We start from the raw sequence: 25,757 nt of genomic DNA, 5'->3' as shown, positions 1-25,757 counted from the left end.
TCCTTTATCCATAGTAGCCGTTAGATTCTGGTAACTCTTTGTATTCTTCTTTGTTAATAAGAATGCTATGAATATAATCTGCCAGCTTCAACAATTTCAATACATCCTCTGGATACCCATCACAATATCAGCTTCGGAATTTCAGTTAATCACTTCTTTGGCTGTAACCTTCCCACCATCAGCAACTCCACAACCCGTGAAAATCAGAAGAGACAATGAGAACAAAATGGAATAAATCGATTTATAGGAAATAGACATTTACTGTTCTCCTCCTCAAAAAGAAATTCTAAGTCCCCCTTGATACTATGAATAAATACATATTCACACCACTTCATTTGATTAATTTAACGTTGGATAAATGAATCCTCTCAAATGGACGATCACCTTTAATGGTTTCAATTTCAATTCGTTTTTGAACAGGCTCCCTCATGCTATCGACAGCTGCTAATACTCTCGTCAAGCCTTCCATCATCCCTTTAGCAGAAAGGATTAGAAGCGAAATAAACAGAATTGGAATGAAAGCAATCCACGGATAGGATGTCCATAAAAATTCCCACCACATTCCAAGTAAACCAGCCCATTCGTTTGAATTGGAGATTTGTTTTGTAAAGCCAAATAAATCTCCACGTCTCATATATCCTCCTATGAATAGCCCAAGAACGGCTAAATGGGACATCAAAATCAGCGTGTGAATGAAATCCCTTAAGAAAATAATCGCCAGTTGAGGAACTAAAAAAGGTTTGATATGTTTGGTTACAATTCGCCAATTACTGGCACCAAGCGTCCTTGAACTTTCGATGAATTCCTTCTTATAAATGGACTTTACTTCATTTGCAATCAAGATCGAATTTGTTGGAATAAATAGAAGGGCAAAAATAACGAAATAGAATAGTATCCTGCTCCAATAGGGCAATGGCTCCGGCCCTTTGATTAAGGCACCATCTACAAGAAACGTCTGCACTTCTGAAATTAAGATTCCGTTCAATAGTAGAAAGGCCAATAAAGTCATTGGGAAGTAATTAAATGCATCCGCTATTGATTTAAGTGGTTTTTCAATTTTCTGCAGGAAGAAATGAATAATAAGCCCAATCCAAATGGATGGGAAAACGCGGAGAAATGTAATAATCAATGCCGCTGCAATTGTATATTTTGCGCCTACAAGCATGACGATACATAAATCACGTCCAAAATTGTCAGTTCCTAAGGGTGGAAAGTTTTTATAACTGTAAGGTGCAGGTAATGGTTTCCCCTGGCTATCATAAAGTAATGAAGCTGTAGGAATTCGATCATTAAAGAAGAAAAAATATAGCGTGCTGACTACTAACAGGCCACTGATGATGAGGAAGCCAGAAAGAAACAACTTGTTTAAAAGAATTCTTTTTATTATAAACACGTAATCACCATTCCAATCTTTGGCCAGTATATTTTTCTATAAGGCTAGTAATGACTGCATAGATAAGGAAAATCGGAACAAAAAACATGATCAATGTGAATGCGATCACATTCGGATTTGGATAGCTCATTATAAAAGTGAAGATTCCATAGATGTTGAATAGTTTCTCGAAAATTACCATTGAGGACAATAAATATAGAACAATCGTTTTACTATGACTAAAAATGCTTGGTGTGATATTTCTCAGCACATGAAAAAAGAATATTTCCGTTTTATTAAAACCTTTACTTCTTGCCAATTCTACGTATGATTTATTCCATTCTTCGCTTACTAAATGAAGGTTGATTCTGAAAATCATGAACGAAGGAATCAAGGCCAACGTAACAATCGGTAAGAAATAAGTTTGGTTCTGGGATGAGCCAGCTACAGGAAATAACAAATGACCGCTTTGCTTGAAATATAAAATAACGGAAAATTGAATGAGCATTATGATGAATAAGTCGGGTAAGGATTCCAACAACGATACGGTTCTAGATACCATATCGTTTATTTTTTTGGGAAGCAGGACTGTGAAGTACGTAATTAATAAACCGAAGATAATAGCTATACATAATGCCGAAATAAAAATGGTTAATGAGTAAAAGTAGTAATCCCAAAAATTCAAGAAAATCGAATACTCATGGTTGGTCGGTCCTAAAATGATTAATTTTTGAGGAGCAATAAGAGACGTGACGATATGCCACACATTGTCCAGAAACAAAGTGAAATCAAGTTGGATACCATTTGTAAATAACCCTACAAAAGCACTCAACAAAACGATACCGAGTACAACATAAAGAAAACGTGTTAAGACTCCTAAACTTGAAATCATATCAATTCTCCACCTTAAGTTAATAATCCAAAAAATTACACTTAAAGTTAACATTACCATACTGTCATTAATTGCAATAGACATTAATTGTCTTTTCTGATTATTTATTATTCAACAACAAGAGTTTTGAACAAAAGAAAAAGAGCTACGTATGTAGCCCAAGAATCAGATCAGGATTGTTGCGAAGTCCACTTTTCAACTTTTTTTATCAATTGTTTTATGAATGTTTCTTTTCCCTCCTGGTACTCATATGTGTTATCAGGAAACTGTGCTGCTAATTGCACTTTAAGCTCTCCATATTTCTGGGCATCCAATGGGTGCGCAGTCAAGTATGCTTTAAAATCCAGATGTCTTTTGATATTTTCATGTCCAAACTGATAAATATGTAATCTGTACATGATGCCATTCTCACCTCTCGGCATATAACCCATCAGCACCATATTGTCATTGAAGTCTTCCACTTTTTCGATGTTTTTCACTACGAGCAAAATGTCTATAATCGGTTTTGCATATCCGATCGAAGGAATAGACGTACTTCCAATGTGGAAAACATCGACCCATTCATCTTTAAATATTTTTAAGAGGATTTCCTCTTCTCGGTTGTATGCTTCTTGCCAACCTTCAGTCCAGGTTTGTATGTTAGTTTTTCTCATTGGAACTCAATCCTTTCGATTAAGCGATAAAAAGTTTACTAGCATCTAACAAGAAGCCTTACATTTTTAAAGACCAAGTTATTTTATTTTTCATTTAACCAGTCTTCCACTTTTTCACTCATCTCTTTTTCTAAACTCTTGATAGTTTCGGCATCCTGCACTGCTATTTTTGCGTATTTTTCAGGAAACATTTTCTTTATGGAAGAAGCGTACTGATTACCGTTCTTTGGTTCAATGTATTTGAGAACTTCATAACCAGAATCAGCTTTCTTCAATTGTATCAACGCAGGTAACGAGTGCCCCGATTGACTTTCGACTCCATTTGCCTTATTGAATCCACTGAAATATGACCACATGTATACGTTTATTACTCCATTTTCTTCACTGGTCCCATAGATTCTGTGGACTTCAAATTGTTTCTCTGATGATGGATGGTAAATGCCTTTGTATTTTTCTACGATATAATCCGAAATAACTTTATCCATTTCTTTTGTCACATGTGAATCTCCATCCTTGATCTCGGGAGCGTCTGGAGCACACCCCACCAAAAATATCGACAGAATCAGGAAAAACCATTGATTCATTAGCCATCTTTTCAATATAAATTTCTCCCTATTATATTTAGTTATTGAACCCGACCGATTTCATTTAGTGGCCAAAAAGCAACGCTTGTGCTGCCTATGACTTCCTCCATCGGGACTAAACCAATTATTCGGCTGTCTGTACTGTTACTCCGATTGTCTCCCATCACAAACAAGTAACCATCTGGAATCACTTTCTCTCCTGTCAGTTCTTCAAGGGTGAAATCCCCTGTTAAAGTACCGCTGCTCACTTCGTTTTTATTTGATTCCAAATAGGGTTCTTCTTGAGGTTCACCATTGATAAATAATTGATCATTTTTATAAGCGACATGATCTCCTGGCAATCCAATCACTCTTTTAATATAATCTTGTTTTTCAGTTGCGTGGAAAACTACGATATCATACCGATTTGGACCTTCAACTTCATAGCCGATTTTATTAACAATCATCCGCTCTCCATTTTCAAGAGTCGGCATCATTGATTCCCCGTCGACAACAATCGGGGTGAATAAGAAATAACGAATTAGCCAAGCCGTAATAAAGGCAATGAGCAATGCTTTTGCCCACTCCCAGACCTCATTTTTTTCTTTTTTAACTTGTTCCATCCTTTGGCCTCCTGGCATCTAAAACAATAATTGTTCGTTTCTATTCCATTACAGGATTTTTTTATTTCACCTACTACGAAGACGAAAAGTAAAAAGTAAAGGTTTCAAATCAATATTGAGTCATTTAATCTCAGAACCATTTGCGAAAGTTAATCCTTTTTCAATTAATGCGCGTCGGATAATATCAAGCGCTTTCGGACCCATTCCATGTAATTTCAAAACCTCAGCCTCACTAACTTTGGTTAATTGCTCAAGCTGGAGATATCCAGCTCCAACCAGTGCACGTCGTGCTGGTGCGCCAATTGAAGTTGGGATGTCACTTATTAAACTACTATTATTTTTCGTCATTACTTCTCTCCTTTCTTGAATGATTATTCAAAATAAAATTGTTAAGGATTAATTTCTATAATCATCCACTTATGTCCTTCTTTCCCCCTTTTTCAAAACTACGAACAATACAAAACTAAAAAAACATCCCACCTGTCAGCTACTGCTTAACAAGCGGGATGTTTTCATACTAATGATTTTGCTTTTTCAATTTGCATACGGACTTGTTCAAAACCAGTTCCCCCAAGCGAATTTCTTCGCTTAACTGCCGCTTCGGGTGACAGTACATCGTAGATATCGGGTTGAATTAAACTACTGGCTTCCTGCAAGTCTTCTATCGTAAGGTCCAACAAGTAAATGCCGCGTTGGATACATAGGAAAACGAGCTTCCCAGTGACTTCATGTGCTTCTCGGAACGGCATACCTTTTGTCGCCAAGTAATCGGCAAGTTCCGTAGCATTTGAAAAGTCTTGATGCACCGCTTCATTTAATCGCTTTGTGTGGACAGTCATGGTTCTTACCATGCCTTCAAAAATTTGAAGAGATCCATTCAAAGTCTGAACCGTATCGAACATGCCCTCTTTGTCTTCTTGCATATCTTTGTTATACGTGAGTGGCAATCCTTTAAGCGTAGTCAACAGGCTAAACAAGTTCCCGTACACACGACCCGTCTTCCCGCGGATTAACTCGGCCATATCTGGATTTTTCTTTTGTGGCATGATGCTGGAGCCTGTGGCGAACGCATCGTCGAGTTCAATAAATTGAAATTCCTGGCTCGACCAAAGGATGATTTCTTCAGCGAAACGCGATAAGTGCATCATCACAAGTGAGGCATTACTTAAAAATTCCACGATGAAATCACGGTCACTCACGGCATCCATGCTATTTTGGTACACTTGCTCAAATCCAAGGGTATTGGCTGCTTTTTCACGGTCAATCGGGAAAGTCGTACCTGCAAGTGCACCGGCACCTAATGGTGAAATATCAATACGTTTAAGTGATTCAGACAAACGCTCCTGATCACGCTCAAGCATCCAGAAGTATGCCATCAAATGATGAGCAAACGAAATGGGTTGCGCACGTTGCAAATGCGTATAGCCAGGTGCAATGGTTTCAACATGTTGCTCTGCTTGCATTAGTATGGCTTGTTGAAACGCTTTGATGCTCTCAATAATTTCTTGTACACGAATTTTTAAAAAGAGATGCATATCTGTTGCGACCTGGTCATTTCGACTACGTCCAGTATGCATTTTGCCACCAACTGGCCCAATCAAATCAATCAACATTTTTTCAAGATTTAAATGAATGTCTTCGTTTGCAACTTCAAATACCAGCTCATCATTCGTTGCTTTTACTTTCAATTGCTCCAGACCGTCGACAATCTTGCTAACGTCTTCAGCAGGTAAAATTCCGCAGTCGCCAAGCATTTTTACATGTGCCATGCTGCCCGTCAAATCTTCCATGACGAGTTGTTGATCAAAGCCGATGGATGCGCCAAATTCATCAACCCATTGTTCAGCAGACTTTTGAAAACGGCCGCCCCATAGTTTGGTCATTCTGACACCTTCTCTTTTCCTTTGTTAACCATGGCATGAACCTTTGTCGGAAGTCCCCATAGCTCGATGAAGCCCACAGCAGATTCATGGTTGAATTCGTCATCCGTAGTATAAGTAGCTAGTTTTTCGTCATACAGTGAATTTGGCGATTTACGTCCTTCAACAATTGCATGACCTTTAAATAGTTTCACACGTACCACACCGTTGACATACACTTGCGTTTCTTTAAGGAAAGATTCTAGTGCCACTTTTAATGGAGAGAACCACAATCCTTCATAAATCAGTTCAGTTAATTTTTTCTCAATAACAGGTTTGAAATGAGCCAGCTCTTTAACAAGAGTAATGTCTTCAAGTTCTTTATGCGCTAATAATAGTGTGTGAGCACCAGGCACTTCATATACTTCACGTGACTTGATACCGACTAAACGGTTTTCGACATGGTCAATACGTCCGATTCCATGTTTCCCAGCGATTACATTCAGCTCGGAAATGAGCTCAGCCAATGGATAGGAAACTCCGTCCAACGCAACAGGTACACCTTGTTCAAACGTAATCTCAATCAAATCGGCTGTATCTGGCGTATCTTCTAGTGCAACGGTTAAATCATATGCAGCTTCTGGTGGTTTAGCCCAAGGATCTTCTAAAATACCGCATTCGTTTGCACGACCCCATAAGTTTTGATCTATTGAAAATGGACTATCTAAGTTTATTGGAATTGGAATGTTATTTTTCTTCGCATAGTCTATCTCTTCTTCTCGAGACCAGCCCCACGCACGAACAGGTGCGATTACTTCCAAGGAAGGATCCAATGCTTTGATTGATACTTCGAAACGTACCTGATCATTGCCTTTTCCTGTACAGCCATGAGCTACGGCATCCGCTCCGGTTTGGTGTGCGATTTCAACCAATTTTTTTGAAATCAACGGACGGGATAAAGCCGAAACCAATGGATATTTCCCTTCATACCATGTGTGTGCTTGAAGTGAAAGTAATGCATATTCGTTCGCAAATTCTTCTTTTGCATCAATCATGTAACTTTCAACAGCACCGACTTGCAGTGCTTTCTTTTTAATGAACTCTAAATCTTTTCCTTCACCTACATCTAGACAAACAGCGATTACATCGTAACCTTGTTCTTTTAACCACGGAATTGCGACGGATGTATCTAGACCACCTGAGTATGCGAGAACTACTTTTTTGTTCATTTGTCATTCCTCCTGAATGTATGTTTATTCATATTTAATGAATTAATATACACAGATAATAACATGTTATAAAAATGTATACAAGTGAATACTCATACATTTTATAAAGTTTAACTATTCAAAAAAAGAACAACCGCATTGGTTGCTCTTGATTACATTCTTATTTCTTCATGAAAAAATTTCGTCCTAAGCGTTCAATTAGCCCGGGAGCCATATTGTATGCTTTACTCGATATGCCCATATACCAAGGTAAATCCACTTCACGTACAGGACGTTCAATTACTCTGACAATCGCACTTGAAACTTCCCCGACTGATAACAAGAACTTTTCAAGTGAACTTTTATATGTACCCGTTGAATCCGCTAAATCCAAAAATGGTGTATCGATAGGTCCCGGATTGATGGTCGTCACGTAAATACCGTGTGGCTGGACTTCCATTCGTGTAGCGTTAGCGTAACCGAGAAGCGCGTGCTTCGTTGCTGCATACACAGACGCTTTCGGTGTGGCGATTTTCCCAGCCTGTGACGCAACATAAATAAGATGTCCTGATTTCCTTGCTATCATTAAAGGTAAAATCCTGCTTGTCAATTTCATGGGAGCTGTTACATTAATACGCATCATGTCATCAATCTGTTGATCAGAAGTATCATGTGCCAAAGCAAACGTTCCCACACCTGCGGAAAAGACGACAATCTCAGGAGCCGGACATTGACTCAATACAGTTTCTAGACCTTGATCTGTCAGCAAGTCAGCTTCAATTGCATGAATTCCGTGAGATCTAAGATCTTCGAGAGCAGATTTAGAACGACCAGTTGCATATACAGTGTATCCTTGTTGGCATAAATCTTTTGCAACATGTAGCCCAACGCCACTTGTCGCTCCTGTAATCAAAACCTTTTTAGACTTGCCCATAAGTGAATACCCCATTTTGGTCGCGTGACTCGATGGCAAGTCCTTCAGCAAGCAAATAGTCGACTTGTCCGATGGTTTCAGAAAGTGTCAGACCCAGTTCTTTCTCATAGACAAATGGAAATAATTTTTGTGTGATTTCGAAAATGGTCAGTTGTTCTTCAGCAAGCATCGCATGGACTTTCATCGCACGGTCATGTTGTTTTTCTAAGCGATGTGCAATCAATGCATGAACATTGAATACTTCATTCCCATGACCACTGTAAATTTTCTCTACTGGCATGGTCAGGACTTTTCTCAATGATTCGTTGTATTGAATCATGGCTTGTGGACGTCTAGCACTTGGATCAAGTGGAGGCTCAATTAAAGGATTTGATGAGATTTTTTCTAATATATGGTCCCCGCCAATCATCTCTTTGCTCTCAGCATGCCAAAAAGAAACATGACTCTGTGCATGACCAAGCGTTTCAATGACCGTCCAACCTGGATGTCCAGGAAGTGCATCGCCTTCCTCCACTGTCACATCAAGTGGACGATTTCCCATGAAAGCAACTGGACGTTTCATTTTCTCGACCCACGTATGATATTTCTCTGGAACACCTTCTTCAATTAAACGTTCCAAATAAAACTCATCATGATAGGCAAAAAAAGCTGGATCACGAGTCAACCAAAGGTCATTATAGACATGCCCATATACTTTTGCATTTGGAAAAGCGTCAATCCAGCCTGCATGGTCAGGGTGATGGTGCGTCAAGAAAACTTGTTCGACGTCATTGAACGAATAGCCCGCTTCTTTTATCCCTCGTTCAAGTGCGACATAAGCTTCGGGTGTTTTTGGACCTGCATCAATTAATGAAAGTGTATCTCCTTTTAAAAGATAAGCATTAACGTCCCCTACAGCAAAAGGTGTAGGCAATATAAGTTTGTGGATCATATGGCATTCTCCTTAAAATGAATCACTATTCACTCTATTGTACAATTTTTACAAGTTCGCGTCACTTTTAAGATTAGTGAGAAAAATGAGGAGTAACAACGAAATCACGAAAGTTGAACAAAAATGGAAAAGTTGCACCCAACCCTGCATACAATGAAATAATTATCTTTCGAATTTTTATTCACCAGTTGACAACTCTTCGTAAACAAGCCTATAATTTCAATAATTTAGAACGTTCAGGCTTTGATAAAGAACAGTAATCGTGTTGAAGGAATATAGAGAGTGTGTTCACCTGCTGAAAGACACACTTCCCGCTCACAGGATGAACCTACTTTGGAGCCGCCATGGAAACATGGCCGTGCCTTCGCGATAAGAAGGAACAAGTTGTGCTCCATGTGGGGCAAAACAAGGTGGTACCGCGGAAACATGCGTTTTCGTCCTTTCATTAGGACGGGAGCGCATTTTTTTATACAAAAAAGGAGGAGTAACAATGAAAACGATTGTATTTGTTGGAGCAGGTTCGATGGCGCAAGCGATGATTCATGGCTGGATGAAAGAGGCAACTGTTGCCCCGCAGAACGTATTTGTTATGAACAACTCCGATCGCAAGAAGTTGACTTTCCTTCATGAAACATACGGAGTACAACTAGTTTGTGATGACAAGGAAATTTTGAAAACGGCCGATTTGATTATCTTGGCAATGAAACCGAAAGACGTCCAGGCGGGCATGCAGGCAGTTGCTCCTTACCTATCGAAGACTGCTGTTGTGTTATCGATTCTAGCAGGAGTTCCAATGTCGACAATCGAGCAAGGTCTGGGCGAACGTCCAATTGCCCGTTGTATGCCGAACACCTCCGCTACCATCGGGATGTCTGCAAGTGCGGTGGCCTGGAATGAACAAATGAATCAAACTGATAAAGAGGAAATTATGCAACTGCTGAGTACTATTGGCTCCGTCATTGAAGTGGAAGAAGATCAGCTGCATGTCATTACGGCTTTATCAGGCAGCGGTCCTGCTTATGTCTATTATTTTGTGGAAGCCTTTGAAAAAGCGGCGGTTGCAAGTGGGCTTGCCCCACATGTTGCACGTAACTTACTTGTCCAAACTTTGGCTGGTTCAGCAGAAATGTTAAAACAGTCAACCGATTCACCAGCTACACTTAGAGAACATGTGACAAGTCCAGGCGGGACAACAGAAGCCGGAATCCAAGCTTTGCAGGAAAAAGGATTTATCGACATGCTTGGAAGTTGTTTGAACGAAGCCGAAACTCGTTCCCGTGAGCTTGGAAAGCGCTATATTTAGGACAAATTTGCTATACTACCTCATATACATAAAAGGAGGAATAGCATTTTATGGCAAAAGCTAAATTATTCGAAGAATATTCAATCAAAAACGTCACATTCAAAAATAGAATCGTGATGGCACCGATGTGCCAGTATTCAAGTCATAATCAAAATGGGCATGTTGAAGATTGGCATCACGTCCATTACCCAACACGTGCAGTTGGCCAAGTAGGATTGATTATTCTAGAAGCAACGGCAGTCTTACCCGAAGGTCGAATTTCTGTAAAGGATTTAGGCATATGGAGTGATGAACACACAGCAGGTTTGACTGAACTTGTTCAATCCATGAAATTACATGGCGCGAAAACGGGCATCCAGCTCGCACATGCCGGTCGTAAATCAACGGTGGATGGTGACATTTTCGCCCCTTCCCCTCTTGCATTTAATGACCAATATAAAACACCAGTTGAGATGTCAAAAGATGATATTGCTAATACAGTCAATGCTTTTAAGGCTGGGGCAATTCGTGCCAAAGAAGCTGGATTCGATGTCATTGAACTGCACGGTGCACATGGGTACTTAATCAATGAATTTTTATCTCCATTAACAAATAAACGTTCGGATGAATATGGGGGCAGTGAGGAAAACCGCTACCGCTTGCTTCGCGAAGTGATTGACGCAGTTCGTAGCATTTGGGAAGGTCCATTGTTTGTCCGCATTTCCGCACATGATTACACGGAAGGCGGCATGACACCAGAAGCGTATGTAACGATGACCAAGTGGATGAAAGAACAAGATGTTGATTTGGTTGACGTAAGTTCGGGAGCAAACGTTCCTGCAACCATCGATTCATTCCCTGGCTACCAAGTTACGTTTGCTGAAACGATTAAACATGGGACTCCGATTGCTACAGGTGCAGTCGGGATGATTACTTCTCCACTTCAAGCTGAGGAAATCCTGAAGAATAATCGTGCTGATTTAATCTTTTTGGCACGTGAATTATTACGCGATCCATACTGGCCATATCGTGCAGCAAAAGAACTGCGCACGGAAATCAAATCACCGGTCCAATACGAACGTGGCTGGCTATAAGATTATGGAATATAAAAAAGGACCCTTTTGCTAACAGGTCCTGTTTCGAAATACAAAATTTAAATAAGAAGCAATGCAAAAGGGTTATCAATTCGTATATGAATTGATAACCCTTATTTTATTATTTTTACGTTTATTCTGTAAAATTCTCATCTCTTGACAACCAAAAGGTAAATCAAAAAGAATTGATACGCTTCCCAGCCTTAGTTTCATTGTTAATAACACTCTCTTCTTTTTTGTGAAATTTTCGTTCGTACTACACAACAATTCAATTTAAAACATATCATGCGAAGAATGTGCTTAATAAGCATATTACAATTGTTTAAAGGTAGGTCGACTTATGAGTTCACCAATTGATTACACTTCAATAAATACGCAGTTTGCTTTTGATGTTAATAAAAGTCCTTTCTTTAAAAAAGATAACCAAAACTTAATAAATATTTTAGGAAAACAGCAATTAAATACTTTGAAGAATTTATCTTTACTTGATATCTATCTTAGTGCCACCAATGTCGTCGAGCCACATTATCACCCTAATGCTGAAGAGCTTGTTTATTGCATTTCTGGAGCAGCGGCTGTTGCATTATTAAATCCATTTACTAGGCAATTTCAAAATTATTCAATTACTCCAGGGGAAGTTGTCAACATCCCCCAAGGCTGGTGGCATTATGAATTTGCCACAGAGGATTCCACACATCTACTTGCAATCTTTGATGCCCCAACGCCTGAAGTAATTCTTGGTTCCGATATTTTGAAGCTGACACCTGCAAGTATTATGGCGCATACCTATTGCTTGGATAAAAAGGAATGGAAAAAAGCCATCGCCCCGCTTGATCCCCCTACTTATATCGGACCACCTACGAGCTGCATAAAGACTGAAGAAAGCAATGCGCTTTATTCATGTAACATTAATCAATACGATAGTCGTGTATTTCCAACGCAAGAATATAATCCCTCCAATAATCCCTACTCCAATCATTAAAGGAATCCTTTTAATTCCATGGCAAAAGAAGATTGTATACTTAATTAGTAAGCCTATAGGATCTTATCAATATATTATTGAAGACGTGCAAGGGGATTCTATTAACTGTAAAAATCCCTCAAACAAAAAAATGACTGCCGATTAAAGGCAGTCATTTCAGCTTGTTGACAAAAGAATAATAATTAATATAAAAGTATAAAAATTGAGTTCTTATTTTTTGCACTCTATCGAAAAAGATTGTGGTCAGCTATTTCTTTCGCTTTCCGAGGACGAAACGCTAGCCTCCTCGGCTCAGCTGTCTATGACAGCTGAGCCTGTAGGGTCTAGTGTTTCGTTTTTCCGCAGGAGTCTTCAGAAATAGCCAACCACCTTCCAACTTGAATATTTTGCAGAGGCACGCTTACAGAAGCAATTTCTTTTGATTGGAGTGGATGCGGCGGAAAACAACTGCTCCTGCGGTTACTCGTCGCAAAGATTAGGACCAAATTGCCTTTGGTCCCAATCTTTTCAGCGGGAACAGCTCGAGCTAAAGTCCCCGCAGGAAACGGATAGTGCAAATGTAAGTTTGCACTATTCGTTTGCGACGAAGCTAGCGAAGCGATGCAACGCACTTTCATGTTTCGAAGCTAGCAGAGCGATGCAACGCACCTCCATGTTTCGAAGCTAGCGTAGCGATGCAGAAACAGAAACAGGAGCACCGGTTTTTCTAGTGACGAGGAGACTGAAGCCGTGCCCGCGAAACGCGTCCGCCGCTGTAACCTTTGAATAAAGATTGATAGAAATTTAGCGAGAATCCTCAATTTTTTGGTGAAAAACAAACCTCGTATTTTGAACAAAGTTTGATCAAAATACGAGGTTTTACCTGTTCATTGCTATTCACTTTTATAAAAAAGATTGATTATTTCGGAAATCGAATCTTCAACTAAAGCACCCGTTAGTTTAAGTACATTTCTTCACAAACTTATATTAGTTCGCAACCAAGATTTAAGAACAAAATTGATAAATTCTGTTTTTGCTTTAGTGTACGCTTCACGGTCATTGCTATATTTTTTTGCTAAATTTCTTTTAAGAATAGCGTATTCATCAATAAACTGCTGATTGTTCCGTAATAAATCACGAAAAAGTAGCTGATTATCCCACCGTTCTTCTCCCTCAAGAAAAATATGTAAATGTACTACTCGTTTGTCGTTAATTACTTTCACAAAAAATCTTTGCCAAGGTCGATTGTCTATGTTAGGTGGTACATAATGCCAGTCGTGATTAGCTAACAGTGAAGATATTTCTTTAATTTTTTGAAATGAATCAATTTTAGCCATTAAATCAATGATTGGTTTAGCTGGTAAATTAGGAATAGATGTACTTCCATAATGTTGAATTTCCGTTATGCCGAAAGTTGATAGAAGATTAAGAAGAAGTGCTTTTTCCTGAGTACCTTTTTCTACCCACTTGGGATTTGATTCGACAATGTCTATTTTCTCATTAGCCCAAACGGGCAATGTGCTTTCATCATGAATATCTTTCATTTTACTCTCCCTTAAGATTTTAATTTTTTCAGTTTCAGAAAAATATTTGTACCTGCATTCTTTTACAAACCTGCCTCGATAAAAGAAAAAGCTACCTTAATGACAGCTACGATCTTAAGCTAAAGCACCCGTTAGTTGTTGAAGAAAAAATGGGAAACAATCAGTCCCATATTTGCGGACGATCAATTCCCATTGTTCTCAAATAATCTAACAACTGACCTGTGTGAACAGATTCGTGATAAGCAATACGCAACAACATATCTCCAAGTGTTCTCACATAGCCGACGTCAGAACGGTCTATTTTGATGTTCTCTAAATCACTTTTGTTTATTGTTTTAATGTATTTTATAAAATCTTCACGAAATGGCATTGCGAAATTCAGTTCGTCCTCAACTGTTATAAATTCTTTGTTTTCAAAAGGATTAGTAAGATTAGATAATGCTGAACTACCTCTACCTACGAGGATCTGATGATAAAAAAACTCTGCTTCTAATAAGTGTCTTATCATTTCTGCACAAGTTAAGGCTTCGTTATCAGGTTTCCAATTTAACATATTGTTAGGTATTGCTTTCCATACTTTTATGCTTCTACGTCTAACTTCTTGAAAGTTTAATATTAGTAAATCATTCTCATTCATTTTGTACTCACTCCCGACTATTTTTAGATCTCTTAATTCTACTTTGGGTTATTGATATGTCATTTAATATCAACCATAATCAATAATAGTACAGACCTATATTCTTTAATTTCGACAAATTAAGAGCCTTTTCCTTCTTCAACTAACCTGCCCCTTTAGTTAAAGAAGAAAAAAAGAGCTGTATGCACAGCTCAACAATTTTTTACCAAAGCCCCCGTTAGTTCAACAAGAAAGAAGCATTGTATGTTCCCACTACGACATAAAAAGTCAGCAAATCTCTGCTAACTTAAAGACCTCTTTTTGAATTAATTCAGTCGTTACTTCAATAAGAATATTATAATTTCTTTTCGAAAAAGGTTAGAGATATATTTTCATTTACTGTGATTTCTTTAATATTTTCGAAATCATTCTTTTTATAAAAACTTACTGCTGGAGTATTTTTAGAGCCTGTCGCTACTTTTATTTTTTCAGCTTCGAAATTTCTTGTTACATAATCTAAAAGTTTCTGAGCAATCCCTTTTCTAAAATGGGTTGGATGCACAATTAGTCTGTGTATATCAACAACATTATCTTCTACTTCCAATGATATTGCACCACATAGTTCTTCATCTTCATAATAACCAAAGAAAATTTCTTCGCATTCTTGCAATGTTTTGACTGTATCTTTCAATGGTGGTATTTCATCGGAACCGATTATTTCTGCCTCTACTTTATAGGATGGTATTTGAATGTTTAATACATCTTTAGCGTTATCTCTAACACTAATGTCAATTATTTTAATCAATTTATCCCCTCATCCAATTATTTTTTCTTTTTCAACTAACCTGCAAGTTGTATTACAAAATCCATTTCCATTGTACCAAAATTACACAGTTGGAAGGCGTTAAAAAAACGAGTATAAGCATTTGCTGCACTTTAATTTCCTGATGTGCCACAAAAAAGCCGACTAAATGTTGGCTTAATTTATTAAACTAAAGCAACCGTTAGTGAAAGAAGTCAATAGCTTATAAAGGCAAACTCATAGAAACTGTTCTTATGTTAAAGCCCATTTTTTCGTAAAGTTTAATAGCTTGATTACCTGCAAATGCACTAAGACGAACTTCAGAGTATCCATCTTGTCTTAGATGGTCAATCGCAGTTCTCATTAACCGTTTAGAAACTCCATTCCCTCTAAATTCTTCTATAACAAATAGTTCATAAATAAATCCATTCATCTTGTCAGTAAATTGGTCTTTACCGGCCCCTATAAGAATCCAGCCCATTAGTTTATCGTTCTCGGTTGCTATTAAATAATAGCTTCCCTTTTCCAAAAGTGGTTCAATAAGACGTTTGATTTTTTCATTTGAAGGTTTTACTTCACCCAATGTACCATCAAATAAAGCTTGTGGGGAAAGTAAAATAATCTTTTCAAATTCAGAATCGTTAGGTTTTCTAATATCCATTAGTAAAGTCAGTCCTTTCAATACCCTTTTATAAAGTTCAGCATAATATTCCAGTAATTTTCTTCTAGCGCCTATAGCTAATCTAATTTCTTGTTCAACTAACCTGCCCCGTTAGTTCAATAAGAAAAAGGGCTTGTTTAAACAGCCCGATGATCTTTAACTAAAGCACCCGTTAGTACAACAAGAAAAATATTCAATTTCTCCGTGGTTCTGTGTAATCAACTTCAGTTGGACTCATCTCGAAGGGCTCGACGGCGTTCGTGCAGCACCAGCAGGATAATCATTCCCATTATTACACCTAAGACGATGCCGGCCTGTGTTGTCAACAACCATGCCAATGGGTACTCTGGGGAGGGTGGCGCGTCGCGTCGAACTGAAGATAAGGCGGAATAGAGGTTGTTGGAGAACAACGCTCCCGATGAAATCCATGCCGCTGCCATAGGGGGTAGAAACCACCTCGACCCACGGCGGGATGCTACCACCATTATGCCCCACGCACCTGCAAAGGACCACACGCCTATACTCAATGACAGCAGGTGCCACCACACATCGCGTTCACCCATGGTTGCCGGGTCGATGCCGAAAGAGCCGCCAACCGCCCAAAACACCTTGATGACACCGAGCAGAATGCAGCCGGCAGCGACGATCCTAGCCAAGATAATCTGCAGTTGTCGAGTATTGCCCGGCAACTCCTTGTAGTCGGTTGTGCCACTCAGCGCCTCTGGCCAACGTGCCTTTGCATACCCCGCCAATGCAAGCGGCAGGAAGATGCCGATCCCGAAAAGTGAGATCATGACGAAGATCTGCTCGTATACCCAGAAGTCAGCGGCACCTGCCTCTTGATCCCGGATCATAGCTGCAGGGCCCAGAACCGGTGCAATCAACAGCATGGGAACGAGCAAACCGGTACCAACCCAAATGGGTAGAGCAACCAACCACGCAGGTAGCCGCTCCCCCCACGGCCTGCAGAACGCCATTGCAAGAAGGATACCAATCGCAGCGAGAACGGCGGTTACTGCGTTTATAATGCGCCAGCTGGCGTCACCCATTTGCTCGGTTGGAAGGAAGAGACCGAAAGTCCATACGATTTTGATCAGCAGGTAAGGTGTTACTGCTATTGCGGCAYCATAACCGCAGATTCTACGCAACCTCATCAATCTTGAGGCCTGCCTCTCTGCACTAATAGTCACCTTCTCATCTCCTCTACAAGTTCTAACTCACTTTGTTTCATAGCCACAGTTGAARAACATTCAATTCTATTCACCCGGCATATAACCTATTACTTCATTGGTTTCGGGGTCAACAAGTATTAAAGGTGGACCAACTACAACGTTCTCTTGRTCTTCAAAGGATACCATYAATACTTCTTTCCCTTCATAAGTTTTATCCAGCAATTCATAGCTATTACTAGCAATCGTTTTTTTCACTTCAGCACTTTTCCAGTCTTCTATAGCTCTGCCGCCCCAACCTTTTTCTTCGATGAAATCCCAAGCAACTTTTCTAATTTCATAGTTWTCTGTGCCTTTGGAATTCCCTTCATCTTGTTTAGTCGAACAACCACATATCAGTAAAATTGATAATACTGTTAATGTTAAGTATAAAAATYTTAACTTCATTCACTTGGCACCCCTTTTTAAAATCATTTGTTATTGAACTAACCTGCCCCGTTAGTTCAATAAGGAAAATGGCTGCTTGAGCATCTTGTCAAAAATTTACTCATCTTCTTTTTGATGATTAGGTAAAGATAATACAATCAAAATAATTATTCCAATTAATAACTGAAGACTAGGGAGAGGGAGACCAGATAGAAACCCTTTGTTGTAACTATCAATAATTCTCATTGCCTGAAAAGAAATGAAAATTATCATAAGTATTATTAACGCAATTCGGTACTTAAATTTAATACTCATTTTTTACTCCCTTTCTAAATACTCTTGTTCAACTAACTGCCCCGTTAGTTCAGTAAGAAAAATAGCTACATAAAGCAGCCCGTGGTTTCAGCTAAAGCACAAGTTAAGGAATTACTTGCCTGTTTGGATTGCATGTTCACTGATTATTAAACTAAGTTGTAATTTATAACGTCATTACTCTACATTCAATACATCTATACCTGGCAACGGGGGATCAGGCGTAAAAATATCAATGGCAATAATAATAATTAACATAGTCATCACAATCATGCCAATTACACTGCCAATTTTTATCAACTTAATCTGCATATCCGATAGCTCAGGAATTTCTTTATATCTCCATCGATCCAAAAAGAAATAACTTTCTTCCGGTTCATAGAGACTCCAAATGCAATAAACATATACCGGAATTGATAACATGATGACGATGTATAACATTTTCCATCCCCAATTTAATTTTTTGCCATGCTTAATTAACTAAACTGCACCGTTAGTTGAAGATGATCACTCATACATACTTGAAGAATATAGTATGTCAGCAATAGTCTTCCATGATGGTTGAATTGGAATTGGTTGATTATTATTTAAGTAGGATCCGTCCATATCACTAAGCCAGGCCTCCATAGATTCTAAATAATCTTCAAGAGTTATGTTCTCCCACTTTTCATGGTTATTTTGTAAATCCATTCTTAAATGAAAAATGAATTTTATTAAATCATTTCTACTCTTAACATTTTCTACCTTTTCAAATAACCCCATCTATAAACCCCATTTTTTTATTTGAATTTTCTCCAATACATTGAAGTTTCTTATTGATCTAACCTGTCCCGTTAGTTAAATAAGTTCAACAAAAAAGGCGTTAATCCTTCTTGGATCAACGCGTAGAAAAAAACTCAATAAGCTACCAATGTAGCCCTATATGCCAATTCATTGTATTTGTATTGATTCCCAGAAAAGTTTATCCATATCCATATAGAGACCAGCCTCTTCAATTTTACAAAAATCTTTCTTGTCTATGGTAATATTACCTTGTTCAATTGCACTACAGATACTTATCAAAGCCAGTTCCCATTCTCTATATTCTAAATATTCTAATATATATTTTTCGTGTTCTCCAGAAAATTTCTGTATTTTTTTATAGATATCTCTTATTAAAATATTCAAATCCATTTTTCCACACCTTGATTATTAATAGGATAAGCCGTAATTGCTACTTTACCAGCCCGATGTTATTGAAATAAAGCACCCGTTAGCTTAATAAGGGTCATTCTTCTTCCCATCTTAAAAAAGCCCAAAATTGCAACATTTCCATTTCTAAAGGGTATATATGAATTAAATATTCTTCTTTTACAACCTTAATTATGGGGAAATCAGCAATTACTTCAGTACAGGCTACGCTTAATATTTCTTTTTCTTCCTCTGTAGGCTCCCCGTCAAAATATCCTTTCCAATACAACGTTTCGTTTTCTAATTTTACCGTTAGTCCCCTTAATTTTTTGGGTATTGCACCTAAAAGGGAGTAGTGGCAGCTAATAATCAATTCCTTTATGGTTGGAACCATAATAAACACCTCTATTTTACGCTTGACGCTCAATAAATTATAGCATTTCTTATTCAACTATCCTGCCCCGTTAGTTCAATAAGAAAAAAAGCTGCCTAAACAGCCCGATGATCTTTAACTAAAGCACCCGTTAGTTGAAGAAGAAATGCGACCATTAACATATCTATTCTATCGCTGAACGAGTGTGCTGCATGCACTCCTAGTAGACATAACACCCGGATTAGGAAGTCTTCGACTTTATTACTCAATAAGAAAAAGCTGCCATGTAAAAGGCAGTATCAGTAAATTTCATTTAAGTAACGCATCCGAAATTATCGCCACTCAATTTTCATCATTGGTCTCTGCTATTAAAAAATTTGAAATAATTGGAATTAATAGATATAATAGTTTAATTGAATAAAATTGACACAAAGGGTGATAAAAATGAAGACATTAGAAAATAGGAGATTTATTGTTGAAAATAAATTAGGCTATACTCCAATGATTGGAAGATTATTATCCATGATGGATTATACACGGACGACCACATTAAATGCAGTAGATGGTTTATCAGTAGAAGAACTGGATTATCGTATAAATGGCAAGGGAAATTCAATTGGTTGTCTTTTGTATCATATGGCATGTGTTGAAGAAGTCTATCAAATTTCGACATTTGAAGACCGTGATCCTACTAAAGAAGAACTTCAAAGGCTTAATGTAGGATTAAAACTTGGTGAAAAGGCACATAAAGAAATCAAGGATAAAGAAATTGAATTCTATCTTGAACAGTTAAGTAAAGTAAGAGAACGCACGCTAGATTTATTTAAGCAAATAGAGGACATCTGGTTGGATGAAGTTTCACCCTTTGGTCCTGATCATGTAGCTAACAACTATTTCCGATGGTTTCATGTATTTGAAGATGAGCTAAATCATCGAGGTCAAATCCGTCTAATTCGCAACCATATGAATAGAGAACAGGAGAACTAATTCCATATTGAAAAAAGGAGGGACAAGTCCAATGGTAAAGAAATAAAATGAGAAAATCTTAATTTATTTTATTTACTTTAGAATAAACATGTAGGTTTTCTCTTTCGTAGAATTAATATCTAGAAAAGAGGAGAAATAACATGTTAAATAAATTCAGTGATACTATTTCTTATTTATCTAATCAAGATGATAATGAACGACCGACATTAGGACTGGTATGTGGTGACCGATATAGTCTAATAATAGATTCTGGTAATTCTCCTCAGCATGCTAAGGACTTTTTACTAGAAATCGAGAAGCTAAATGTACCACCAGTTAAATATGTTGTTATTACCCATGCACATTGGGATCATTTTCTAGGAATGAATGAATTTGATGCAACTGTTATAGTTAATAGTCAAACGAACGAAATGATAAAAGAATGGCAAAGTTTATCCTATGACGATAGTTCACTCCAGAGGTATGTGAATACTAATCAAATGAGTGCTATGTGTATGAAGATTGTACAAACTGATATGCCAAACAGGGATAGTTTTAAGTTAAACTCTCCAAATGTAATCTTTGAAAAAACACTAACTATTGATTTGGGTAATAAAATTTGCATACTTGAAAAAATCAAAAGTACTCATTCAGATGACTCTACAATCATTTATATTCCAGATGAAAAAGTTGTTTTTTTAGGTGATTGTGCATATGGTACAACCACAAATTCTTTATTTCATTACAAGCAATCATTGTTATTGCCAATGATTAACGACATACAAAAATATAATGCTGAAATGTTTCTACTTGGTCATGAATCGATCTGCGATTCCACTGAAATGGATATATATTGGAAAGAGTTAATAAGTGCAAGTCGTGTTGTAAAATCGACCTCACTAGAAGATGCTATAGAGAGCTTTAAGTCAGAAAATAAAAGGAATCCTAATGATAATGAATTATTTTTCATAAAATCATTTGTTAACGACCATATTATTCAATCACTATAATTCTATAAAATACATCAAAAAATAACCAATGGCCACCTCATTTAAAATTGAAATGAGGTGGCTATTTAATTGGTTATTTTTTGTCAAATACGACATAAGTAGTATATATTTTTCAAATCTCTTGTTGAACTAAACTGCCCCGTTAGTTTAAGTGTAACATTTCACAATGGATTTCTGAGATCTACTTGATGTTTCGGATAAAAAAATAAACCATCGAAATGATGGTTTTGTTTAACTAAAGCACCCGTTAATTGAAGAAAAGAACTATTATTCTCCAAGTATAATTCCTATAACTTCTAATGTATCGACTGTTTGTTTTTAATTCGATGCTGGAACGACAGAGTCGCTATAAATACAGTTACTCCCCACAAGAACAATCCTCCGTACGTCACCACATACACCCATATGGCTAACCCTTCGGTGTCTCCTTTTGGAAGCACTCCTAAAAATTGAAGAGCAGTCAAGAAGCAAATTAGAACTGTCAATATCCCAACTGACCATCCAGATATAATTAATAACCTTTTTGATAGCTTCTCCCCCCAGGAAGTCACTAGAGCTAAAGCAAATAAAGATGCCAGTATCGCTAAAATAGCTGTGAAGTCTATTCCGATGTTATATAATGTATACAGAAAAGCAGGTCCTTCCTTTAATGTATCACCTAACCCTGCTACATTTTGTACAGCTTGTTTTGTTGTAAGTCCTATTGTTGATCCCCATGCCCAAAGCGATTTTAAAATCGCATACGGTAACAGTGCAAGAGCTGCAACATAGCCCCAGCCTTTAGTGAAATAAGTTTTATCAGCTATTTCCGACCTCATATGTTTCTACTCCTCCTACCACTACTCCATTAACGCTATTTACTATTAAATGCGTTTCCATTATAAATAATTCCCACTCCTTTGATTATCTTAGCTTCGATGATACATGAGAAGTGTTTTATAATAGCGGGTCCGAAGTTCTGTTTATAACTACGTCTGGAGTCCTATTTATAAAAAATTACTTCGTTAATATTCCAGTTAATCTCCACAGTATAGCTCACACCCCTTCTTCAACTAAACTGCTTCGTTAGTTCAATAAGAAAAAAGGCTTCACTCCTTATTGAAGTAAAGCACCCGTTAGTTGAATAAGGAACTAAAGAAATTATTTCTCTTGTACATCAGTGTTTTCATAAAAATCCTTAACGATTGGATGAATATCTGGTTCAGTATAATAGTAATTTTCATTTACTTCTGTCAATCCGAACTGGAATGTTTGTTCGTCATCTTGGAAAAGAGTAATTGAATAACGCCAACCCACTCTTTTTTCTTGATTCTCATCTGGAATGAACTTTATATCTTTTATTTCACCTAAGAATTCCTTTATTACCTCATTCTCTGTGACTGTTTTTTTATATCCCGTACTCCCATCTACTATCACGATCTTAGTTACATCATCAAGGTCTTTCTCATAGAATTGGGAAAGTGTTTTTGTTTCTAATCCACATCCCACTAAAGCGAACGCAATAAAAAAAATAAGACCAAATGTCTTTTTCATCTATATTTCCCCCCCTAACCACTTAGACTTTAATTTTATTAACAAGGTTTCAAATAATTCCTTGTTTAACTAAACTGCCCCGTTAGTTTAATAAGAAAAAAGAGCTGCCAAAGCAACTCCACGATCTTTAATTAAAGCACCCGTTAGTTTAAGTGAAATTTTTCACAAACCCCTTTTTCCCTGTGTTCCATTGATTTAGAGTAACCAAAACAATCTCTAAATAACTTCCTGCCAATATATTTTTGAAAATTATTGTATCTATATCGGTAATACTCATTCCAATAGCTAATCATTCTATTATAGCTTTTGCAAAACTGCACATTATTTTCAAGACAAAATCTCTTAATCCGTTCTGTATCCTGCTCTTTTAAAATATCAAAAGTCATTTCTAATATTTCTACGACATATTCATCACATATTTTTACGATATAAGGAATAGCCCAGTCTTCATAATCCATCTGAAGCAACGAATAAATATGCTTTTGGCGAACAAACCCGTCACAACTTCTTGAATAAATACAATGCAAAATCATTTTTTGTCGTAGACTTAAATTGTCTATAACTTCATCTGAACTATCAATGTAGTAGGTACGATAAGGAAATCTAATCACGGTATTATCTTGAAAATATTGAATAGTATCCTCGGACACACCAATAGTGACATTATTATAAGTTTTATGAGGAATCATTCCAACCGCCGTAGTCACATCATCTCTCAAATAATTTGGAAATCCATCTTGAAACATTCAATCACATCCTTGCTTCGCATAATGTTACAAAAGTGTAGAACAACTAAACTGCCTCGTTAGTTCAATAAGAAAAAGGGCAGCTTAATCAGCCCGATGATCTTTAACTAAAGCATCCGTTAGTTGAATAAGAAAATATCCGTATTATTCAATAACCAAAAGTTTAACTTGCTTCCAACCTTTAATAAATATTATTAGAAGGAAAAATGTAATTGCAAATGTAATCGGTCCGTATAAAACTAATTCCCCTATCAATTGTTCTCTAGAGGGCATGGCTAAATCAGTCAAATCTGTAGAAATTGAGAATGTACTCCAAAGTGTAGATACAAGGTTTATTACTGCATGTAAAATAATTGGTATCCAAATGTTTTGTTTCAATAGGTAAAAATAAGCAAACATACATCCCATAAGAAATGCATGAGTTATACCAATGAAACCACTATGTACTATGGCGAAAATAAGGGAAGAAACTAATATTGCAGTAATAGGCTTAAATCTTTTTGTTAACTTTCTTAGCACTATACCTCTAAAAAACAGCTCTTTCCATATTGGAGTTAATATAGCAGTAGAGATTATGGATATTATTAAACTTAATGCACTCCTAGATTCAGGTTCAATATTTTGTTCAGAAAGAAAGTTGATCAAATAATTATACAGTGATGGGAATAAAATAACGAACAGCGTAATACTAATTGCCGCTATGAAAGTAAAATTAATTTTTAAAATGATACTCAAAGAGACATATTTTGCCCATTTGATACCTGACATACTACTTTTAAGAGAAACACTATTAAATTTAATTCTATATTTTTTAATCTGGTAGATGAAATAAATCAAGATGGCTATTTTTAAGACTAACGCTGGTGTTCCGTTCGGAAAATTCTTTAAACCCATAAAACCAAAGAAAACTATTCCCGAAATCATATAATAAAGAACAAATGACGTAATATTAAATTTCCGATAATTGTCTACATCCATTCACAAATCCACCCCCTTAATTTTATCAAAAAAATCTTACCTCTTATTGAATTAACCTACCCGTTAGTTCAATAAAAAAAGTGCCAACTCCGACTTGAAGTAAAACACCCCTTTTGTTCAATAATTTACATATATTAACTTATTCAACACCATTCCCTAAAACCCCTTCTTCAACTAAACTGCCCCGTTAGTTTAAGTACATTTTTTCACAATCTTTATCCTTATCGTGAAATTAACATAAATATCCAACAAAAAAATCACCTCAATTCTAAGAAACGATAGAGGTGAGATAATTTTAATCAAACTTTATTAATAAATGATCAAACTTTTTTAGAAATTATCGGACTTTGTGTCAATTTTCATATCCCCAAGAAATTCACCTAACATCCCGAAAACACCTAAATCTGCTACACAATGTATGATACCGAATTGAAGAACAAACAGTTGCCTAAAGCGGACACTATCTTCTTAGAGCGTCAAACAAGCATGCTTTACTTCGCAGTGGCATCTTCTATAATCCAATCCACAGCACTTATTAAGTCCGGGAAAACAGCATCTGCAAGCGGATCACTCTTACCCAAGAATACTCCCTTTGTCCCTGCCTTTTTCCCTGCAATAATATCTGTATCGGTGTCTCCCACCATGTAGGATTGTAATAAATCAATATCATATTTTTTACTGAGATCTATAATTAATTTGCTATTTGGCTTGCGACAGGCACAGCCCGATTTTGGTTTATGGGGACAATAAGCCACGTCATGAATAACTGCCCCTTCCTTCTTTAATTCAGAAATCATATGGTCATGTATTTTATTGAGCTCAGTTTCCTTCATGAATCCCAATCCAACACCGCCTTGATTAGTTACTACAAATATGAAATCAAAGAAAGGATTCAATTTTTTAATTGCTTCTGGAACACCAGGTAAGAAGTATAGCTCATGTGGCTTATTTACAAATTTAACTCTATCCGTTAGCACTTCATTAATAACTCCGTCTCGATCCAAAAATATTGCCTTCTTCATTAAAATCACACCTTTACATGTATTAAACCCGTTCAATAAAAGAACGGGCTTATGCGT

The 25,757-nt window shown here is 37.1% G+C and carries 30 protein-coding genes, 1 pseudogene and 1 other annotated feature; of the genes and pseudogenes, 5 read left to right on the top strand and 26 right to left on the bottom strand.

Annotated features, from left to right (window positions below; all coding sequences use genetic code 11):
* Positions 1–331 precede the first annotated feature (331 nt).
* From AC1DSK_RS07130 to AC1DSK_RS07085, 10 genes are all read right to left on the bottom strand, one after another.
* Complete coding sequence (locus tag AC1DSK_RS07130; protein ID WP_477548551.1) at positions 332–1,393, bottom strand: ABC transporter permease; 1,062 nt, start codon at positions 1,391–1,393, stop codon at positions 332–334.
* 4 nt (positions 1,394–1,397) lie between these two features.
* Positions 1,398–2,264, bottom strand: a complete 867-nt coding sequence (locus AC1DSK_RS07125) for an ABC transporter permease subunit (RefSeq protein WP_477548550.1) — start codon at positions 2,262–2,264, stop codon at positions 1,398–1,400.
* Positions 2,265–2,434: 170 nt separating this feature from the next.
* The gene (locus AC1DSK_RS07120) at positions 2,435–2,917 is read right to left on the bottom strand and encodes a GrpB family protein (RefSeq protein ID WP_477548549.1); all 483 of its coding nucleotides are present in this window, start codon (positions 2,915–2,917) and stop codon (positions 2,435–2,437) included.
* 83 nt (positions 2,918–3,000) lie between these two features.
* Positions 3,001–3,516, bottom strand: a complete 516-nt coding sequence (locus AC1DSK_RS07115) for a hypothetical protein (protein ID WP_477548548.1) — start codon at positions 3,514–3,516, stop codon at positions 3,001–3,003.
* Between the two features lie 26 nt (positions 3,517–3,542).
* Positions 3,543–4,103 carry a signal peptidase I gene (lepB, locus tag AC1DSK_RS07110; protein WP_477548547.1) on the bottom strand — a complete coding sequence of 187 codons (561 nt, stop codon included), beginning with the start codon at positions 4,101–4,103 and terminating at the stop codon, positions 3,543–3,545.
* A gap of 120 nt (positions 4,104–4,223) precedes the next feature.
* Complete coding sequence (locus AC1DSK_RS07105) at positions 4,224–4,451, bottom strand: helix-hairpin-helix domain-containing protein (protein WP_477532427.1); 228 nt, start codon at positions 4,449–4,451, stop codon at positions 4,224–4,226.
* A gap of 164 nt (positions 4,452–4,615) precedes the next feature.
* A complete protein-coding gene (gene argH, locus AC1DSK_RS07100) occupies positions 4,616–5,986 on the bottom strand; it encodes an argininosuccinate lyase (RefSeq protein WP_477548546.1) in 1,371 nt (456 codons plus the stop codon).
* Positions 5,983–7,191: an argininosuccinate synthase gene (locus AC1DSK_RS07095; RefSeq protein ID WP_016427040.1), complete on the bottom strand. Its 1,209-nt coding sequence runs from the start codon at positions 7,189–7,191 to the stop codon at positions 5,983–5,985. Before AC1DSK_RS07095 ends, argH begins: the two co-directional genes overlap by 4 nt.
* A gap of 160 nt (positions 7,192–7,351) precedes the next feature.
* Positions 7,352–8,104, bottom strand: coding sequence for an SDR family NAD(P)-dependent oxidoreductase (locus AC1DSK_RS07090; RefSeq protein WP_477548545.1), 753 nt, complete (start codon positions 8,102–8,104; stop codon positions 7,352–7,354).
* Entirely contained in the window at positions 8,091–9,035 is a 945-nt protein-coding gene (locus AC1DSK_RS07085; RefSeq protein ID WP_477548544.1) for an MBL fold metallo-hydrolase, read from the bottom strand. The genes AC1DSK_RS07090 and AC1DSK_RS07085 overlap by 14 nt, the downstream gene beginning before the upstream one ends.
* 234 nt (positions 9,036–9,269) lie before the next feature.
* Positions 9,270–9,480: a binding site (T-box leader), on the top strand.
* Positions 9,481–9,525: 45 nt separating this feature from the next.
* Between AC1DSK_RS07085 and proC the strand changes: the two genes are divergently transcribed.
* The 3 genes from proC to AC1DSK_RS07070 all read left to right on the top strand — a co-directional run bounded on the left by proC (position 9,526) and on the right by AC1DSK_RS07070 (position 12,393).
* The gene (gene proC, locus AC1DSK_RS07080; protein WP_477548543.1) at positions 9,526–10,338 is read left to right on the top strand and encodes a pyrroline-5-carboxylate reductase; all 813 of its coding nucleotides are present in this window, start codon (positions 9,526–9,528) and stop codon (positions 10,336–10,338) included.
* Positions 10,339–10,388: 50 nt separating this feature from the next.
* Positions 10,389–11,411, top strand: a complete 1,023-nt coding sequence (gene namA, locus AC1DSK_RS07075; RefSeq protein ID WP_477548542.1) for an NADPH dehydrogenase NamA — start codon at positions 10,389–10,391, stop codon at positions 11,409–11,411.
* Positions 11,412–11,751: 340 nt separating this feature from the next.
* Positions 11,752–12,393, top strand: a complete 642-nt coding sequence (locus AC1DSK_RS07070) for a cupin domain-containing protein (RefSeq protein WP_477548541.1) — start codon at positions 11,752–11,754, stop codon at positions 12,391–12,393.
* A 953-nt stretch (positions 12,394–13,346) separates the two neighbouring features.
* On the opposite strand, the gene AC1DSK_RS07065 is transcribed toward AC1DSK_RS07070, so the two are convergent.
* From AC1DSK_RS07065 to AC1DSK_RS07020, 10 genes are all read right to left on the bottom strand, one after another.
* Positions 13,347–13,916: a GrpB family protein gene (locus tag AC1DSK_RS07065; protein ID WP_477548540.1), complete on the bottom strand. Its 570-nt coding sequence runs from the start codon at positions 13,914–13,916 to the stop codon at positions 13,347–13,349.
* A 160-nt stretch (positions 13,917–14,076) separates the two neighbouring features.
* Entirely contained in the window at positions 14,077–14,553 is a 477-nt protein-coding gene (locus AC1DSK_RS07060; RefSeq protein ID WP_477548539.1) for a DinB family protein, read from the bottom strand.
* A 334-nt stretch (positions 14,554–14,887) separates the two neighbouring features.
* Positions 14,888–15,337 (bottom strand): GNAT family N-acetyltransferase, encoded by a 450-nt coding sequence (locus AC1DSK_RS07055; RefSeq protein ID WP_477548538.1) that lies wholly within the window; start codon positions 15,335–15,337, stop codon positions 14,888–14,890.
* Positions 15,338–15,557: 220 nt separating this feature from the next.
* Entirely contained in the window at positions 15,558–15,995 is a 438-nt protein-coding gene (locus AC1DSK_RS07050; RefSeq protein WP_477532858.1) for an N-acetyltransferase family protein, read from the bottom strand.
* Between the two features lie 224 nt (positions 15,996–16,219).
* Complete coding sequence (locus AC1DSK_RS07045) at positions 16,220–17,185, bottom strand: hypothetical protein (protein ID WP_477548721.1); 966 nt, start codon at positions 17,183–17,185, stop codon at positions 16,220–16,222.
* A gap of 66 nt (positions 17,186–17,251) precedes the next feature.
* A complete protein-coding gene (locus AC1DSK_RS07040) occupies positions 17,252–17,611 on the bottom strand; it encodes a hypothetical protein (protein WP_477598131.1) in 360 nt (119 codons plus the stop codon).
* 468 nt (positions 17,612–18,079) lie between these two features.
* On the bottom strand, positions 18,080–18,343 hold the full coding sequence (locus AC1DSK_RS07035) for a DUF6199 family natural product biosynthesis protein (protein WP_477547298.1): 264 nt from the start codon (positions 18,341–18,343) through the stop codon (positions 18,080–18,082).
* A 66-nt stretch (positions 18,344–18,409) separates the two neighbouring features.
* Positions 18,410–18,664, bottom strand: coding sequence for a DUF7660 family protein (locus tag AC1DSK_RS07030; RefSeq protein ID WP_477547297.1), 255 nt, complete (start codon positions 18,662–18,664; stop codon positions 18,410–18,412).
* A 168-nt stretch (positions 18,665–18,832) separates the two neighbouring features.
* Positions 18,833–19,075, bottom strand: coding sequence for a MafI family immunity protein (locus AC1DSK_RS07025; RefSeq protein ID WP_477547296.1), 243 nt, complete (start codon positions 19,073–19,075; stop codon positions 18,833–18,835).
* A 94-nt stretch (positions 19,076–19,169) separates the two neighbouring features.
* Positions 19,170–19,466: a MafI2 family immunity protein gene (locus tag AC1DSK_RS07020; RefSeq protein WP_477547295.1), complete on the bottom strand. Its 297-nt coding sequence runs from the start codon at positions 19,464–19,466 to the stop codon at positions 19,170–19,172.
* Positions 19,467–19,889: 423 nt separating this feature from the next.
* Here AC1DSK_RS07020 and AC1DSK_RS07015 point away from each other — a divergent pair, with 423 nt between their 5' ends.
* Both AC1DSK_RS07015 and AC1DSK_RS07010 read left to right on the top strand, forming a co-directional pair.
* Positions 19,890–20,432: a DinB family protein gene (locus AC1DSK_RS07015; protein WP_477547294.1), complete on the top strand. Its 543-nt coding sequence runs from the start codon at positions 19,890–19,892 to the stop codon at positions 20,430–20,432.
* A gap of 140 nt (positions 20,433–20,572) precedes the next feature.
* Positions 20,573–21,421 (top strand): MBL fold metallo-hydrolase, encoded by an 849-nt coding sequence (locus AC1DSK_RS07010; protein WP_477547293.1) that lies wholly within the window; start codon positions 20,573–20,575, stop codon positions 21,419–21,421.
* Between the two features lie 296 nt (positions 21,422–21,717).
* Here the strand turns inward: AC1DSK_RS07010 and AC1DSK_RS07005 are convergent, their stop codons facing one another.
* The 6 genes and pseudogenes from AC1DSK_RS07005 to AC1DSK_RS06980 all read right to left on the bottom strand — a co-directional run bounded on the left by AC1DSK_RS07005 (position 21,718) and on the right by AC1DSK_RS06980 (position 25,700).
* On the bottom strand, positions 21,718–22,239 hold the full coding sequence (locus AC1DSK_RS07005; RefSeq protein WP_477547292.1) for a hypothetical protein: 522 nt from the start codon (positions 22,237–22,239) through the stop codon (positions 21,718–21,720).
* A gap of 322 nt (positions 22,240–22,561) precedes the next feature.
* On the bottom strand, positions 22,562–22,954 hold the full coding sequence (locus tag AC1DSK_RS07000) for a hypothetical protein (protein ID WP_477547291.1): 393 nt from the start codon (positions 22,952–22,954) through the stop codon (positions 22,562–22,564).
* Positions 22,955–23,097: 143 nt separating this feature from the next.
* Positions 23,098–23,700, bottom strand: coding sequence for a hypothetical protein (locus AC1DSK_RS06995; protein WP_477547290.1), 603 nt, complete (start codon positions 23,698–23,700; stop codon positions 23,098–23,100).
* Positions 23,701–23,844: 144 nt separating this feature from the next.
* Positions 23,845–24,678 carry a lysostaphin resistance A-like protein gene (locus AC1DSK_RS06990; protein ID WP_477547289.1) on the bottom strand — a complete coding sequence of 278 codons (834 nt, stop codon included), beginning with the start codon at positions 24,676–24,678 and terminating at the stop codon, positions 23,845–23,847.
* Between the two features lie 333 nt (positions 24,679–25,011).
* A pseudogene (locus AC1DSK_RS06985) lies at positions 25,012–25,128 on the bottom strand (TIGR03943 family putative permease subunit); the annotation flags it as partial.
* 41 nt (positions 25,129–25,169) lie between these two features.
* Positions 25,170–25,700 (bottom strand): D-glycero-alpha-D-manno-heptose-1,7-bisphosphate 7-phosphatase, encoded by a 531-nt coding sequence (locus AC1DSK_RS06980; RefSeq protein ID WP_477533160.1) that lies wholly within the window; start codon positions 25,698–25,700, stop codon positions 25,170–25,172.
* Positions 25,701–25,757 lie beyond the last annotated feature (57 nt).

It is taken from the genome of Paenisporosarcina sp. P4_B8 (genome assembly GCF_056402175.1).
The sequence above is the reverse complement of the archived record's forward strand: the minus strand, read 5'-3'. Positions and strand labels throughout refer to the sequence as shown.

Excerpts from the sequence above, each read along its gene's own strand:
- AC1DSK_RS07020 (WP_477547295.1), bottom strand. The coding sequence starts at position 19,466 with ATGGTTCCAACCATAAAGGAATTGATTATTAGCTGCCACTACTCCCTT.
- AC1DSK_RS07050 (WP_477532858.1), bottom strand. The coding sequence starts at position 15,995 with ATGGATATTAGAAAACCTAACGATTCTGAATTTGAAAAGATTATTTTA.
- AC1DSK_RS07010 (WP_477547293.1), top strand. The coding sequence starts at position 20,573 with ATGTTAAATAAATTCAGTGATACTATTTCTTATTTATCTAATCAAGAT.
- AC1DSK_RS07015 (WP_477547294.1), top strand. The coding sequence starts at position 19,890 with ATGAAGACATTAGAAAATAGGAGATTTATTGTTGAAAATAAATTAGGC.
- lepB (WP_477548547.1), bottom strand. The coding sequence starts at position 4,103 with ATGGAACAAGTTAAAAAAGAAAAAAATGAGGTCTGGGAGTGGGCAAAA.
- AC1DSK_RS07065 (WP_477548540.1), bottom strand. The coding sequence starts at position 13,916 with ATGAAAGATATTCATGATGAAAGCACATTGCCCGTTTGGGCTAATGAG.
- AC1DSK_RS07025 (WP_477547296.1), bottom strand. The coding sequence starts at position 19,075 with ATGGATTTGAATATTTTAATAAGAGATATCTATAAAAAAATACAGAAA.
- AC1DSK_RS07090 (WP_477548545.1), bottom strand. The coding sequence starts at position 8,104 with ATGGGCAAGTCTAAAAAGGTTTTGATTACAGGAGCGACAAGTGGCGTT.
- AC1DSK_RS07005 (WP_477547292.1), bottom strand. The coding sequence starts at position 22,239 with ATGAGGTCGGAAATAGCTGATAAAACTTATTTCACTAAAGGCTGGGGC.
- AC1DSK_RS06980 (WP_477533160.1), bottom strand. The coding sequence starts at position 25,700 with ATGAAGAAGGCAATATTTTTGGATCGAGACGGAGTTATTAATGAAGTG.
- AC1DSK_RS07105 (WP_477532427.1), bottom strand. The coding sequence starts at position 4,451 with ATGACGAAAAATAATAGTAGTTTAATAAGTGACATCCCAACTTCAATT.
- argH (WP_477548546.1), bottom strand. The coding sequence starts at position 5,986 with ATGACCAAACTATGGGGCGGCCGTTTTCAAAAGTCTGCTGAACAATGG.
- AC1DSK_RS06995 (WP_477547290.1), bottom strand. The coding sequence starts at position 23,700 with ATGTTTCAAGATGGATTTCCAAATTATTTGAGAGATGATGTGACTACG.
- AC1DSK_RS07095 (WP_016427040.1), bottom strand. The coding sequence starts at position 7,191 with ATGAACAAAAAAGTAGTTCTCGCATACTCAGGTGGTCTAGATACATCC.
- AC1DSK_RS06990 (WP_477547289.1), bottom strand. The coding sequence starts at position 24,678 with ATGGATGTAGACAATTATCGGAAATTTAATATTACGTCATTTGTTCTT.
- AC1DSK_RS07120 (WP_477548549.1), bottom strand. The coding sequence starts at position 2,917 with ATGAGAAAAACTAACATACAAACCTGGACTGAAGGTTGGCAAGAAGCA.
- AC1DSK_RS07070 (WP_477548541.1), top strand. The coding sequence starts at position 11,752 with ATGAGTTCACCAATTGATTACACTTCAATAAATACGCAGTTTGCTTTT.
- AC1DSK_RS07085 (WP_477548544.1), bottom strand. The coding sequence starts at position 9,035 with ATGATCCACAAACTTATATTGCCTACACCTTTTGCTGTAGGGGACGTT.
- namA (WP_477548542.1), top strand. The coding sequence starts at position 10,389 with ATGGCAAAAGCTAAATTATTCGAAGAATATTCAATCAAAAACGTCACA.
- AC1DSK_RS07125 (WP_477548550.1), bottom strand. The coding sequence starts at position 2,264 with ATGATTTCAAGTTTAGGAGTCTTAACACGTTTTCTTTATGTTGTACTC.
- AC1DSK_RS07000 (WP_477547291.1), bottom strand. The coding sequence starts at position 22,954 with ATGAAAAAGACATTTGGTCTTATTTTTTTTATTGCGTTCGCTTTAGTG.
- AC1DSK_RS07030 (WP_477547297.1), bottom strand. The coding sequence starts at position 18,664 with ATGGGGTTATTTGAAAAGGTAGAAAATGTTAAGAGTAGAAATGATTTA.
- AC1DSK_RS07060 (WP_477548539.1), bottom strand. The coding sequence starts at position 14,553 with ATGAATGAGAATGATTTACTAATATTAAACTTTCAAGAAGTTAGACGT.
- AC1DSK_RS07035 (WP_477547298.1), bottom strand. The coding sequence starts at position 18,343 with ATGTTATACATCGTCATCATGTTATCAATTCCGGTATATGTTTATTGC.
- proC (WP_477548543.1), top strand. The coding sequence starts at position 9,526 with ATGAAAACGATTGTATTTGTTGGAGCAGGTTCGATGGCGCAAGCGATG.